The 14,236-nt window shown below is 31.6% G+C and carries 14 protein-coding genes; all 14 read left to right on the top strand.

The features are described 5' to 3' along the window. Positions 1-64: 64 nt before the first annotated feature. The 14 genes from JOC47_RS00560 (at position 65) to trpS (ending at position 14,227) form a co-directional block, all read left to right on the top strand. Complete coding sequence (locus JOC47_RS00560) at positions 65-1,309, top strand: type II secretion system F family protein (protein WP_204700011.1); 1,245 nt, start codon at positions 65-67, stop codon at positions 1,307-1,309. 157 nt (positions 1,310-1,466) lie between these two features. Continuing rightward, positions 1,467-1,805 (top strand): hypothetical protein, encoded by a 339-nt coding sequence (locus tag JOC47_RS00565; protein ID WP_204700012.1) that lies wholly within the window; start codon positions 1,467-1,469, stop codon positions 1,803-1,805. A gap of 31 nt (positions 1,806-1,836) precedes the next feature. Continuing rightward, positions 1,837-2,211: a type IV pilin protein gene (locus tag JOC47_RS00570; RefSeq protein WP_204700013.1), complete on the top strand. Its 375-nt coding sequence runs from the start codon at positions 1,837-1,839 to the stop codon at positions 2,209-2,211. A gap of 128 nt (positions 2,212-2,339) precedes the next feature. Beyond that, positions 2,340-3,404: a LamG-like jellyroll fold domain-containing protein gene (locus JOC47_RS00575; protein WP_204700014.1), complete on the top strand. Its 1,065-nt coding sequence runs from the start codon at positions 2,340-2,342 to the stop codon at positions 3,402-3,404. A gap of 89 nt (positions 3,405-3,493) precedes the next feature. Next, a complete protein-coding gene (locus JOC47_RS00580; protein WP_204700015.1) occupies positions 3,494-3,973 on the top strand; it encodes a prepilin-type N-terminal cleavage/methylation domain-containing protein in 480 nt (159 codons plus the stop codon). Positions 3,974-4,027: 54 nt separating this feature from the next. Continuing rightward, on the top strand, positions 4,028-5,605 hold the full coding sequence (locus JOC47_RS15270; protein ID WP_204700016.1) for a LamG domain-containing protein: 1,578 nt from the start codon (positions 4,028-4,030) through the stop codon (positions 5,603-5,605). Between the two features lie 23 nt (positions 5,606-5,628). Then, a complete protein-coding gene (gene pilM / locus JOC47_RS00590) occupies positions 5,629-6,492 on the top strand; it encodes a pilus assembly protein PilM (RefSeq protein WP_204700017.1) in 864 nt (287 codons plus the stop codon). Positions 6,493-6,510: 18 nt separating this feature from the next. Beyond that, positions 6,511-7,035, top strand: a complete 525-nt coding sequence (locus tag JOC47_RS15840; protein WP_204700018.1) for a PilN domain-containing protein — start codon at positions 6,511-6,513, stop codon at positions 7,033-7,035. Between the two features lie 3 nt (positions 7,036-7,038). Further along, positions 7,039-7,527: a hypothetical protein gene (locus tag JOC47_RS00600; protein ID WP_204700019.1), complete on the top strand. Its 489-nt coding sequence runs from the start codon at positions 7,039-7,041 to the stop codon at positions 7,525-7,527. Beyond that, a complete protein-coding gene (locus JOC47_RS00605; RefSeq protein ID WP_204700020.1) occupies positions 7,528-8,058 on the top strand; it encodes a hypothetical protein in 531 nt (176 codons plus the stop codon). It abuts the gene before it with no gap. 93 nt (positions 8,059-8,151) lie between these two features. Further along, entirely contained in the window at positions 8,152-9,720 is a 1,569-nt protein-coding gene (locus JOC47_RS00610) for a secretin GspD/PilQ domain-containing protein (protein WP_204700021.1), read from the top strand. 195 nt (positions 9,721-9,915) lie between these two features. Next, complete coding sequence (locus tag JOC47_RS00615) at positions 9,916-12,549, top strand: CBS domain-containing protein (protein WP_204700022.1); 2,634 nt, start codon at positions 9,916-9,918, stop codon at positions 12,547-12,549. 1 nt (position 12,550) lies between these two features. Continuing rightward, the gene (locus tag JOC47_RS00620; protein WP_204700023.1) at positions 12,551-13,180 is read left to right on the top strand and encodes a site-2 protease family protein; all 630 of its coding nucleotides are present in this window, start codon (positions 12,551-12,553) and stop codon (positions 13,178-13,180) included. Between the two features lie 54 nt (positions 13,181-13,234). Then, on the top strand, positions 13,235-14,227 hold the full coding sequence (gene trpS, locus JOC47_RS00625) for a tryptophan--tRNA ligase (protein WP_204700024.1): 993 nt from the start codon (positions 13,235-13,237) through the stop codon (positions 14,225-14,227). Positions 14,228-14,236: the final 9 nt, after the last annotated feature.

Genomic DNA, 14,236 nt, shown 5'->3' on the forward strand with positions numbered 1-14,236 from the left:
ATTTTCCTTTGGTTTTTAACTGATGACTCTTCACTTGTTACTCATTACTGTTTTTTTGGGGGTGATGATACTGCCGAAAAATTTTAATTATCAGGCTCGGGCCAAAAATGGTGATAAAGAAGTAGGTACAATTGAAGCTGTTGACAAGCAGACAGCTTTATCCAGGTTAAAAAATAGAGGTTTAATTCCGCTTGAAGTTAAAGAAAAGAACAATTTTAATTTTAGCTTTAAAGGGATTATTGATAAATTAAATAGTATTGAATTAACTGCTGAAAGTGTAGGATTAAAAGATAAATATTTATTCTGTCGTCAGTTATCTTCTATGTTGCATTCTGGAATTCCTATTGTAGAAGGGCTAAATTCCTTGGCCCAGCAGATTGAAAATAAGACTTTACGGGAAGTGACGGAAGATTTAGCGGTAGAAATAGAAAAAGGAAAAAGTTTATCAGATGGATTAAAGCAGCATCCGGAAGTTTTTTCTAATTATTTCATTAAGTTAGTAGAGGTTGGAGAAACAGGTGGATTTTTAGATCAGACTCTGACTAATTTAGGCGAATATTTTAAAAAACAGAATCAACAGAAGAAGCAAGTTATTTCAGCTATTAGTTATCCTGTGATTACAATGTTAGCTTCAATTACTGTCTTAATATTATTAATGGTGACAGTACTACCTAAATTTATGGAGACATTTCAAAAGTTAAATGTAGAACTACCTTTACCAACAAAGATAGTTTTAGGGATTAGTTCTTTTATGACTAGTTATTGGTGGGCAGTATTATCAGCTGTAGTAGGGTCTATAGTAGGGATTTATTATTACTATCAGACTGAAAGTGGAAAAGAGATGATTGATGGATTGATGTTAAAGGTTCCTGTTTTAAAATCTTTTATTTTAGAGAATTCACTAATCGTATTTGCAAAAAACTTAAGCTTGCTAGAAAGAAGTGGAGTGGCTTTTTTACAGAGTATGGAGATAGTAAATCGTAATATCGATAATGCAGTGATTAGAAATAAATTGGAAACAGCTAGATTACGGATTAAAGATGGAATTAATATTACTACGGCTCTAGAACGGCAGCAGGTCTTTCCAGGAATTGCTCTACAAATGATCCAAGTAGGAGAAAACACAGGAGAGTTAGATGAAAAATTAGAGGATATTGTAGATTTTTATGAAGAAGAAGTAGAAGAAAAATTCGAAAAAATGGTATCAATGTTAGAACCAATGATGATTATTTTCTTAACAGTAGTCATTGGAGGAATAGTAGCTTCAGTTATATTGCCTATCTTTAAGATGTCCCAAGGCATGGGGTGAAAATAGTTAATTAGTTTTTAAGTTAATTAGTTTTTAAGGAGGTGGTGCTGCTGAAGGAGGAAAGAGAGACTGAACAAGAAGAAAGAAATAAGTGGTGGTTTAGAAAAAAGACCCTGCCGTTTTAGAGCTTGTCTTGTTGGTGTTAGTGATTGTGATTATGGCTCGATTAGTAATACCTTATATTATTGATTTTCAACAGGAAGCAGAACAGAAAGAAATGATAGCTAGTTTGATTAATTTACAGAAGATGTTGGCTCAATACAGAGCTAGAAATGATAGCTTACAATATCCTAAGGATTTATCTATATTTAAAATAAATGAACATGACTTTAGATATCGTACTTTTCAAAATAAAAAAGAATATGTAGTCAGTATTAAGCTTGATTTTGATAATGATGGTAGAGTAGATGACTATTTATATGTATCTAGTCGTAAGTTTGGTGTAGAAAAAAAGCTAGATGCCGAGCAGCCGCCTACTTTAGCATCCCCAAAATAAATTGTAAATAAAATTTAAGGAGGAAAATGATATGAAAGAGATGTTAAAAAAAGAAGCAGGTTTTACTTTATTAGAATTAATTGTAGTAGTTGCAGTGATTGGTATTTTAGCTGCAATTGTAGTACCACAGATTGGTAATATTCAAGAAGATGCACAGGTGAATAGTACAAAAGCTAGTTTATCTAGTATTCAAACTGCTTTAGAGCAGTATAAGTTAAATGAAAGTAATAATAATAAATATCCTGATGCTTTATCTGATTTAAATATTGATAGTACAGGGTATAATTATTCTGTAGATGATGATAATAAAAATTACTCTGTGTACAAAGAAGTAAATGGGACTACTTATTATATTGAATCTAGTAGCTCTAAAATTAGTACTGGCGGTGGTTATTCAACTTATTAAATCATTTATAGGTAGATAAGTCCCGGGCCAATCTTTTTGGCTCGGGCTCCCATTTCACACTTTAGCTTTTTAATTGTCAATTGTACATTATCAACTATAAACTATAATACTTTGTGTGGTGAAATCTTATGTTTGGTCTTAAATCTGAAGCAGGATTTACTCTTTTAGAAATAATATTAGGAACTGCTGTCTTAGGTATTTTAGCAGTTGCTGTGATGGGTTATTGGCAGACTAGCACAGGAGCTTTAGAAGATATTCAGACTCATCATATTGCTACTGAATTAGCTAAAAACTCTCTCGAAAAGATGAAAGCTGAAGCAGGAAATTTAGATCTAAGTGATGATTTCAAAGCTGAATTAACTGCTATAGCTAATGCAGAATCAACTACAATTACTGATTATAAAATAGATTTTGAAAGGGAAGTATCTTTTTCAAATCCGCCTAAGGTTAAAGTAACAGTTAGTTGGCCAGATAGTCAAGTTACTTTAAACACTATGATAACTGATAAAAGAAATCAAGAATATGCATTAGATTTTGATGGCAGTGATGATTATGTTGAAATTAAGGATAGTGCTAGTTTAGATATTACAGGACCCATGACTATAGAATTTTGGTTTAAAGCTACTGCTCAACCAGCCAGCGGGTCATCTGCTGTTCCTGTAGCTAAAGGAACTTATCAAAGTGGATTTGATTTTTCTTGGTTCTTTGAATATTTATCTGATGGAAAGTTAGCATTCTCTGTAACTTATGATGATGCTGGAAATCAGCCACTTGAAAGTAATAAGGAGTTAACTGATAACAAGTGGCATCATGTAGCTGGAGTTTTTACAGGAACTAAACAATTATTTTATTTAGATGGTCAATTGCAGGATAGTATTAATATCAATGATACTATTTTAAGCAATAACCATTCTTTATTAGTAGCAGCTAGCCATAAGAGTGATGATAGATTATCAGAATATACAACTGCTCAATTAAAAGAAATTAGGTTATGGCAGACAGCTTTATCAAAAGCAGAAATAGAAACTAAAATGTATCAAGAATCTAAAGGTGGAGAAGCGGGCTTAGTAGGCTATTGGAAATTAGATGAAGGTACCGGTGATATTGCTTATGATTATGCTGGGGGCAATAATGGTACAATCTCTGGAGCGCAGTATCAAAAAGTCTTTTGGTGGCAGCGAAAAACTAATTGATAATTAAAAGAGAATGAAGCGTTATAATTTATTCTTTGTTGATTATCAATTAGTGATATATAAATTCAGTATTTGTGTGGTGATCTGATGTGAGGTGGAAGGCAAAATTATATAAAGAAGAACAAGGATTCACTTTACTAGAATTAGTAATGGTTGTTGCTGTAGTGGGAATGCTAGCTACTGCTTTAGGAGGAACAATTATTAGCCAGTATGAGATATGGCAGTTTAACACTAATCAGGCTAAAGTAGTGGAAAATAGTGAGTTGTTCATTTCTTATTTAGAAAAGGATATTAGTCAAGCAATTGATTATGAGTTAGTGAATGACCAGCAACTAGAACTGAAATTAGATAAAAATCAAGACGGTGTTTTTGAGGCGACTAGTAGTGATGAACTTGTAACTTATAGTCAATCTAATCTTGAGCAGTATAGTGAAGTAGTAACTGATATTAAATTTACTAAAGCTGAAGCTAGATTAATCAAAGTAGATATTAGCTTAAAAAGTGGAGATTTCAAAGAACAAATAACAAAATATTTTCATATTGGCTCTGTTAATTATACTACAAATTGATTTTAAATAGTCGCTTGACTTTATAAAGCTCTGCTAACTTAGGTGGTGATTGAAGTGGAAATTAATAGTGAAAAGGGAGCAGTTTTAATTTTAACGCTGATTTTGTTATCAGTTTCAATAATTTTTATTACTGCGATGAATAGAATTATTTATAATGATACTAATCGTTTTGAAAGTGATAAAAAGTTAGAAAAAGCTAAAAAGTTAGCTAGAGCTGGTTTAGAAGAAGAACTTAATAACTTAGAAGCAGGGGAGATCACCTTAGGTTCAACTGCTAGTAATTTAGGGGCAGGCTCATATCAGACTACAGTTGAAATTAATAATCAAGGTCAACTTTTGATAAGTAGTCAAGGTATAGTAGATGGACGAAATAAAAAATTAGCGGTAAAAAAAGAAATGCCTGTTCTAATGAACGATTATAATAATTTTGCTGAATTTAATAATTGGGTTAATCCTAATCAAGAGCCCAAAAATATTAGTTTAAATAATAAAACAGGACCGTGGCAGTATTTTGGAGTAACTGGTGGTAATGGAAATAATGGTGGAGGTCGTCCTGACCATGCTGGACCCCCTGAAGGAGGTGGTCCCCCCGACCATGCTGGACCACCAAACGGGGGCGGACCACCTGGAAATAATAGTGGTAATAGTATTTGGGGTTATAATAGTGGTGAGCAATATTTATATACTAAAAAGGAGCCTTCCGTAATTAGTGGGATGTATAATTCTAATGATATTGCTTTGCAGGATTATGAAATTGAAGTAGAAATGAGAAATAATAATGATGATAATGACAAGATGGGTTTTGTATTTAGATATCAAGATGAGGATAATTATTATTTATTTAGTTGGGAAAGGAAAGTTGATTATATTTTTATTTTTAAGATTGAATATCATGAAATTGCTATCTATAAGAAAACTTCTAGCTCAGGTTTATCAGAATTAGTTGCTGATAATGATTATTTTTTTGATTTTCAGCCTAATGATAAATATAGTTTAGCTAGTTGGACTAATATTAAGATTCGAGCTGAAGGAAATAATTTAAAAGTCTATTTTAATGATAATCCGACTCCAGTCTTAGAAGCTAATGATAGTGATTTGGAATCTGGGAGCTACGGGCCAATGGCAGATGGTTTAAAAGATGCTCGTTTTCGTAATTTAGAAGTTACTCCTTTAAATGTTGGAGAAAATACAGAAGTAGTAGATGACAATAGTGCAGTAAATAATTCGGCTTTAGAGTTAATAAATGAACAGACTTATTATAAAGATAGTAATTCTAATTATGATCCTAGTAAAATCTATCGTGTAAGTGCTAGAGTTAAGCAAGAACAAGACCCTAATTCAGGGGGCCAAAAGTGTTTCCTTGGTGTACAGGGATTAGATATTAATGAACAAGCAATAGATAATTATTATGTAGCGGCTAATGATGTGTCTCTGCAAGCTAGTGATGGTTGGCAAACTTTTGTTGGATATTTTACTGGGGCAGATAATGTACCTACTGGGATAAATCCTACTATCTTAGATTCAGCAGTAGAAAGTTTCAGACCTGTATTTAAAGTGAATAGTACTAATGGAGATGGAACAGTAAGAATTGATTATATAAAAATAGAACAATTGGAGATAAATAAGAATTAAAGTAATATTGTGGAGGTGATTTTTTGTTTGGCATATTTGGTTCTGATGCTCAATTGGGTATCGATATAGGGAATAGTATTCGTGCAGCTCAGTATAAAGACAATACTTTTAAGACTAAAGAATATCAAGATTTAAGTACACAGATAAAAGAAGATTTTAATACTAAAGATTTAGTGACTGCGATTGATAGTAATCAAATTCGAATTAAATTTCTTGATGTGCCTGAAAATTTATCAGAAAATGAGATAGAGCAGATGATTGAATTAGAATTTGAAGAGCCTAATTTGATTTTGCAGTATGAAATAATTGATTTTTTTGCTGATAAATATATAATTGCTTTAGCAGTAGACAAAGAATTGATTCAAGATAAATTTGATCAAATGAAAGAATTAGGTTTTAAGCCGCAAGTGATAGAAACAGAATTTCATGCTAATATTCGTTATTTATATCAGCAACATCCTAACTTACAACAGACAGTGTCTTTAATTGATATTGGCAAGAATAAAACTGATTTAATAATTGCTAAAAATAGTCAGCCAGTCTTTATTAGAAGTTTTGGCTTTGCGGGACAACATATTAGTGAAAGACTAGCTAAAATAAATGATATGACAATAGAGGAAGCAGAAGAATATAAAAAGACAGAGATTGAAACAGATGATTTAAAATTAGTACTGGAGGAGATAAGAACCCAGATTTATAGTTCTTTGGACTATTTTCAATCTGAATATCGGGGTACAGTTTCTAAGTTGTTCTTAACTGGTGGCAGTAGTAAGGTTAAAGGACTTAAAGAATATTTGGAAAATCAGGTGGGAATTACTACGCAGCGTTTAGAGGAAAGTGAATTTTCAGTTGCTAAAGGATTGGCCCTGAGGGTAAAGAATGATTAGAGAGGAGGTTGTTATTGAGTGGTTAACTTTCTAACAAAAGAATTTATCTGGGAACAAAGACAGGGACTTATTTATTTTATATTAATTATATTATCTATTTTATTAATTTTTGCTGTTGCTTATTATACTATAAATAGTTATTTAGAGCTTAAGCTTTTAAAAGAAAAACAGCAAGTTGTAGCTAAACAGAATCAAAAATTAAAAGATAAGATAGCCCAGATTGAGAAAATTGAAGAGCAAAATGCTAATATAAAAGAAAAAATTGAGACTAAACAACAGCAACTTAAAGAAATGACTGAAGCGAAAGAAGTTTGGGAAGAATTGAGTTTACTTGCTTCTCCTGATATACAATTGCAGAGTTTTGAATTTAGTGAACAAAATTTTAATATTAGTGGCATTACTAAAGATATGCAGTATTTGAATTTATTAAACAGACAATTAGAAGAGACGAGCTTATTACAGAAGTTTTACTTAGATGAGATTAATAAGCGAAAAAAATTTGTTATATTTAGGATTGAGGGCCAATTGCAGAAAGGAGAGTAAGTTATGAATCGCAAGCTAGGTATTATTCTGTTAATTATTATATTATTAGCAACTGGTTATTATTTTTTAATCTATAATAAATTAGAAAGTAAAAAAGGACAAGCAGTTGTTAAACTAAGTCAAGAAATTAATCGACTAGAAGATAATAAAGAAAAATTACTAACTCTAGAAAAATTAAAACTTAAAAATAAAAAATTAGAGAAAAAATTAAAAGAGCAAAGTACTACTGATTTTTTAAGTTCTGATAGAATCAATGATTTTATTATTAACTTAAATGCTTATCAAGTAGTAGAAGATATAAAATTCAATTCTAATCCGACTAATAATCTAAAGTTGACTTTTGCTCTTAAGGGTCAGTTTGAAGAAATTTATGATTTTTTAGCAGAGTTGAAATATAGTCATAATACTCAAGAGTTAACAATTACTAATAAAGGAAAAGAGTTAAAGGCTTCTTTAACTCTAATTTTTCCTATAGAAGGGGCTGATGAATAATTGAAAAAATGGGTTATTATTTTATTAATAATTGCTTTAAGTAGTGGTCTGTACTTATATTATAATAATAATTGGCAACAAAAATTAGAGCAGTTAGCCCAATTTAAAGCAGAAATGGATCAGCCATTAACAGTAGAAGAAGAAGTAACAGTTCAATTAAATGAAACTACTACTAAACAGAAGAAAAAGATTAGAGTTATTTCTCCTTTTATTTCAGAACTAAAATTGAATGAAGAACAGGAAAATATAGCTAATGAGGAGAAAAAATCTGGAACTGAAAGTCAAAAAAATAAAGAAAAGATGCAAGCTAAAAATCCGCGCCCGTTTTTTAAATTGTTAGGTATTTTAAAAAACAATAACCGTAGTTTAGTAAGTATAGCAGTAGGGAAAGAAATAAAAAGATTAACTGTTGGTGAAGAAATAAAGGGTTTTAAATTAGTGGAAATAAATGAGAATAATGTGGTTCTAAAAAAGGCTGAGCAAAGATTCACCTTTTGGTTAGGAGGGGAAGAGAAGAAAAAGAAGCAGTAAACTAAGCACAAGGGGGTAATCAAAATTAAACGACTTAAAAAAAGCAGAATTATAATTTTAGTCATTATCTCGTTATTTATTATAAATTTTGCAGTGCAGGCGGATGAACAACAGAATTTAGATATTAATTTTAGTAAGTTGCCATTAACCGAAGCTTTTAGAAATTTAGCAGAAATGACAGAAATGAATATTGCAATTGATAGTTCAGTTCAGGGTACTGCTACGCTTTATTTAAATGATGTCACTGTTTATGATGCTTTAGATGCTTTAACTAGAACCCATGGTTTAGACTATCAGCTTATTAAGGGGACAATTTATATTGCCCCCCAGGAAAAGATTAAAAATAATTATAATCAAATGCGCACCGAAATTTTCAAATTAGAAAATGCTAATCCAGAGAAGATTAAAGAAAATATTGACCATTTAGTAGAAGAAGGCACAATTAAAATTAATGAGCGGACTAATAGTTTAATAATTACTACTTATCAGGATGATTTAGAGCAAATAGACCAGACAATTAAAGGTTTAGATTATTCTAGACAACAGGTTTCTTTGCAAGTAAGATTTGAAGAAATTTCTCATACTAAACTGAAGGAATTAGGCATTGATTGGAAGTTAGGTAGCAAAGGAGAAATAGATAGTAGTTCTAATTCAGATGCTGATAGTTTTCAAGTTGGTGACCTAGAGTTTGGTTATCAGGCTTCCTTAAATGTGCTAGAAAATTCAGGGGCAGCAAGTGTAATAGCTAATCCTAAAATAACAACTATGGCAGGAGAAAAAGCTCATATTAATATTGGAGATGAAATTCCAATTGTTAAGGTAGAAACAACTGAAGAGGATGATGGAACTACTGAGACTTCGACTGAGGTAGAATACCGTAATGTAGGAATTGATTTAAATATTTTGCCTAAGATCAGGGAGAATGGTAAAATATTTATTGATTTACAGCCAGAAGTTACTACTTTTTTAGAGTGGAAAGAGGTAGGACAGAATCGTTATCCTAAGACTAGTGTGAAGAAGGTGCAGACTAAAGTGGAAGTTAAAGATGGACAGACTATTGCCATCGGGGGATTAATTCAAGAAACGGAACGTGAAAACATGTCTAAAATACCTTTCTTAGGGGATATGCCTGTTTTAGGAAAATTATTCAGAACAGAAAAAACCGAACATGAGAAGAGAGAATTAGTAATTTTTATTACTCCTAAAATTATAGACCTTGATGATAAGCAGCCAGTTAGAAGCGAAAAACAGAATGAAGATGCTGCAAAAGATTCATCTGAAAATGCTTCTACAGATTCAAAAAGTACTCGAACAGAAGAAAGCAATAAAACAAATCTCAAACAACAAGCTAAGGATGAACAAGAAACTTATAAAAGTCCTAAGCTATTATTTATTTCTCAATTAATGTCTCAAGAACCAGTAACTAAACATTATGTATTACAGTTAGGGGCATTTAAGAATAGAGATAATGCGAAAAAATTATTAAAAGAGCTAAGAACTAATCAATTTGACCCTGTGTTGATTAAAAGAGAATTATACAAGATATATGTAGGTCCTTTTGTAAATAAAGATAGAGCAAAGCAAGTTGCTCAAGAACTTAAAAATTATGATTATAAATATTTTTTTAAAACAACCCATTTAAAAGAAGGACAAGAATTATAATTTTCATTAAAGAATTATAAGCAATATATTTCAGGGCTATTTTAGCTATTATTAAAATAGCTCTTTTTGTTTTGGAATTGCTGGGTTCTGTGCTTTTTTTTAATCTTGTTTTATGATACAATTACATAAGATAGAAAATGAGCAGCAAACTAAAAGCAAATTTATTTATATTAATCCATATTTTGAGGTGAAAAAATGGAAATAATAATTAGTCATCAACGGACAGATTTTGATGGACTAGCTGCCATGGTAGCAGCTAAAAAATTACATCCAGAAGCTGTAATGGTTTTTTCAGGTAAGACTACGAATAATGTAAAGCGATATATGTCTTTATATAAAGATAGAATTACAGTTAAAAAACCAAGTGATATAGATTATAAGCAGATTAATAGAATTATTATGGTTGATACTAGAGTAGCAGCTAGAATTGGACCTTTTTCTGATTTAGTAGAAGAAAATGATGTTGATGTTTTAATCTATGACCATCATTTAGGACGTAATAATCCAATTCAAAATGCTGAAGAAATCATTGAACCAGTTGGGGCTACTTCTACAATGTTAGTTGATAAAATTTATAGTCAAGGTATAGATATGACTTCTTTTGAAGCAACGTTATTTGCTCTAGGAATTTATGAAGATACTGGTTGTTTAATTTATGAATCAACAACCTCTGAAGATGCTCGAGCTGTAGGATATCTATTAGACCAAGGAGCTAATTTAGAGATTGTAGAAGAATATATTGAGTATTCTTTAAACCGCAAACAACAAGAATTATTTAACAAATTATTAGATTCTATTCATCAAATATCAATTAAGGGTTACGAAATAGATATCTTCCAAGCAGAGATGGAAGAATACATACCTGATGTCTCATTATTAGCTCATAAATTAAATGAATTACATGATGCTGATGCATTATTTGTATTAGCTAAATATAATCAAAAATTATTAATTGTAGGTCGTAGTAATGATGATAGTATTAATGTAGGAGAAACATTGAAATATTTTGGTGGTGGTGGACATAACCGCGCTGCTTCGGCTACAATTAAAACTTCTGATGAATGGGAGTTAATTGAATGGCAGGAGAAGGTATTGCAAGTAGTCAAAGAAAAGATTAATCCAGCTATCTTGGTAGAAGATATTATGTCTACTCCTGTAGAGACGATTACTCCTGATACTACAATGAGAGAAGCAGACCAAATGATGCTGCGGCACGGTCATTCAGGATTAGTTGTAGAAAAAGATAATGAAATTGTGGGTATTATTTCTCGTCGTGATATAGATAAAGTTCGTAATTATGATTTATTACATGCGCCGGTGAAAGGATATATGCGCCGGGAAGTGGTTACAATTGAACCTAATGCCTCTTTGAAAGAGGTACAAGAAGCTATAGTAGAGCATGATATTGGTAGATTACCTGTTGTTACCGCTGAAGGAGAATTAATTGGGATTGTAACGCGCAGTGATTTATTAAAATTATTTTATGGTACTGATGATTATCTTAAGAATAGACAAAATCTTTACGGTCGTAGTTTAGTGCAAGTGCAAGAAAAAAGATATGATATTTCAGATAAATTAGAATTAATTGATGAACAATTACTTGCATTATTAAAAAAAGCTGGTCGGATGGCTGATTCTTTAGATTTTGACCTATATATTGTAGGCGGTTTTCCCCGTGATTTAGTGCTGGGGCAGGTCAATCATGATTTAGACTTAGTAGTAGAGGGGGATGGGATTGAATTTGCTCGTGAATTATCAAAAGAGTTAGGTGGTCATTTAGATATCTATCATGAATTTGGTACGGCAGTTGTTTCATTAGAAGATTTGAAATTAGATATAGCCACTACGCGAGTTGAATACTATCCTCAAGTAGCAAGTTTGCCTGAAGTAGAACATGGTTCTATTCAGCAAGACCTATTTAGACGAGACTTTACTATTAATGCTTTAGCTATTCAATTAAATCAAGCTTCATTTGGACAGTTAGTAGATTATTTTTCAGGTAAAAAAGATTTAGAAAAGGGATTAATTCGTTTGCTGCATAACTTTAGCTTATATGATGATCCGACTAGAATCTTCAGAGGATTTCGTTTTGCTAGTCGTTATGATTATAATTTTGAAGAAAATACAGAAGATCTATTTAAACATGCTATTGAATTAGATGTAATTGAGAAGTTAAGTAGTGATCGTTTATTTAATAAATTAGAATTGGGTCTAAAAGATAGAAATCCTGTGCGCTTTATTTCTTTATTGGATGAATATAATATTTTAAGCTATTTTTCGCCAGGGATTGAGTGGAACCATGAAACCGAAATTTTAGAGAATAATGTGACTAAAGTTTTAGATTGGCTGCATGATTTAGAAATAGTCACTAGTTTTGAAGAATGGGTTTTATATTTGATTGTCTTAGTCCATGGGTTAAATGAAACAGAAATTAAAGATTTTGCTAATAAATTTAATATTAATAAAAACCTATTTGATCGTTTGATGACTAGTTTGAAAGCAGATAAATATATTCGGATTTTACATGATGCAGAAGATAATAGTGCCATTTATTATCTTCTGCAGGGGTTAGCAATTGAAGATATGTTGTTCTTATTAATTAAAGATTTCTCTTTAGAAGAAGAAATTAAATTATATTTAGAAAAATTGCAGTGGACTGATATTGAAGTAAGTGGTGAAGAAATTATTGCCTTAGGCTATAGTCCTGGGCCCATATTTAGAGAAGTCTTAGATGAAGTTAGGAAAGCTAAATTAAATGGTGAAGTTGAAACTTATGAAGAAGAAAAGGAATATTTAGAACAGTTGTTAGCTGAAAGGGAGAGTGAATAAGATGATGTTAGTTCAATATATTTTATTAATTCCGTTACTGTTGTTTTCACTATCGTTTCATGAATATGCTCATGGAAAGACTGCTGATTTATTAGGAGACCCTACTCCTAAGATGCAGGGGAGATTAACATTAAACCCTATGGCTCATTTGAGTCTGTTAGGAACTTTAGTATTGTTAATTACAAGAAGATTTGGTTGGGCTAAGCCCGTACAGGTTAATCCGCGTAATTTTAGTAATCAAAAACAAGGAATGATGCTTGTTGGTTTAGCAGGACCGACTGCTAATGTATTGATAGCAGTTATTTTAGGAATCACCTTTAATTTATTTGGTGGATTGTTGACTAAGCTTATTAAGCCAGAAATTGTAGTGATCTTCTTTGGTTTAGGGGTAGCAATTAATTTGGGATTAGCTATTTTTAATTTGATTCCTGTACCGCCTTTAGATGGTTCAGAAATCATGGAAGGATTAATTCCTAAAGGTAATGAAAAGATAATTAGAAATTTGGAGGCCTATGGACCTTTCTTTTTACTATTGTTTGTATTTATGGGGTGGATTAGATTTGTTATAAACCCTATCTTTGCTTTGTTAGCTCGAATTCCCATTTTTAATGTGTTACAATACTTTATATAATCTAGTAAGTAAAATTATTTAAATTTATAATTTTATATACAGGAGGAATTACAAATGTCGAATAAGGAAAAGACTATTTTAAGTGGGATGCGTCCTACAGGTAAGTTGCACTTAGGTCATTTAATTGGAGTGTTAGACAATTGGTCACAACTACAAAAAGATTATAATTGTGTTTTTGAGGTGGCTGATTGGCATGCTTTAACTACTAAATATGATCAAACTGAAAATATACAGCAGCATATTAGAGAAATGGTCGCAGATTGGATTAGTGCAGGGATTGATCCAGAGGAGAGTATTATTTTTGTGCAGTCTGATATTCCAGAAATAGCTGAACTCAATCTGTTATTATCAATGATTGTTTCAGTAGGTAGATTAGAGAGAAATCCAACCTATAAAGAGCAGATTGAAGAATTAGGAGAAAATGATGCGATTCCTTTTGGATTACTAGAGTATCCGGTGCTACAGGCTACAGATATTCTATTTCCTAAGGCTGATGTAGTACCAGTAGGAGAAGATCAATTACCGCATATTGAAATCACACGAGAGATTGCAAGAAGATTTAATCATTTATATGAAGATGTATTTCCTGAGCCAGAACCTAAATTAGCAGAAGTGCCACGGTTGCCAGGATTAGATGGACGTAAGATGAGTAAGAGTTATGGTAACGCCATTTATTTAGCGGATGATGAAGAAGAAATTCAAAATAAAGTGAATCAAATGGTAACAGATCCTGATCGAATTAGATTAAGTGATCCTGGTAATCCAGAGGTTTGTTCAGTTTTTGATTTTCACAAAATATTTAACAATGAAGAACGAGTAGAGAAAATTGCTGCAGACTGTCGGAGTGCTGAATTAGGTTGTGTAGATTGTAAGCAGGAATTAGCTGAAGTATTAGTTGCTCAAACTGCTGATATTAGAGCTAAAAGAGAAGAATTATTAGCAGATCCAGCGCAGTTAGATAAGATCTTAGAAGAAGGTGCTCAACAGGCAAGAAAAATTGCAAGTCAGACTTTAGCTGAAGTGAAAAATGCAATGAATATGAGATAGAAAGGCAGG

It is taken from the genome of Halanaerobacter jeridensis (assembly GCF_016908315.1).
Taxonomy (GTDB): Bacteria; Bacillota; Halanaerobiia; order Halobacteroidales; family Halobacteroidaceae; genus Halanaerobacter; species Halanaerobacter jeridensis.

Bases quoted from the DNA above. Each gene is read 5' to 3' on its own strand.
- JOC47_RS00560 (WP_204700011.1), top strand. From the start codon at position 65: ATGATACTGCCGAAAAATTTTAATTATCAGGCTCGGGCCAAAAATGGT.
- trpS (WP_204700024.1), top strand. From the start codon at position 13,235: ATGTCGAATAAGGAAAAGACTATTTTAAGTGGGATGCGTCCTACAGGT.
- JOC47_RS00575 (WP_204700014.1), top strand. From the start codon at position 2,340: ATGTTTGGTCTTAAATCTGAAGCAGGATTTACTCTTTTAGAAATAATA.
- JOC47_RS00615 (WP_204700022.1), top strand. From the start codon at position 9,916: ATGGAAATAATAATTAGTCATCAACGGACAGATTTTGATGGACTAGCT.
- JOC47_RS00600 (WP_204700019.1), top strand. From the start codon at position 7,039: ATGAATCGCAAGCTAGGTATTATTCTGTTAATTATTATATTATTAGCA.
- JOC47_RS00565 (WP_204700012.1), top strand. From the start codon at position 1,467: ATGGCTCGATTAGTAATACCTTATATTATTGATTTTCAACAGGAAGCA.
- JOC47_RS00620 (WP_204700023.1), top strand. From the start codon at position 12,551: ATGATGTTAGTTCAATATATTTTATTAATTCCGTTACTGTTGTTTTCA.
- JOC47_RS00570 (WP_204700013.1), top strand. From the start codon at position 1,837: ATGAAAGAGATGTTAAAAAAAGAAGCAGGTTTTACTTTATTAGAATTA.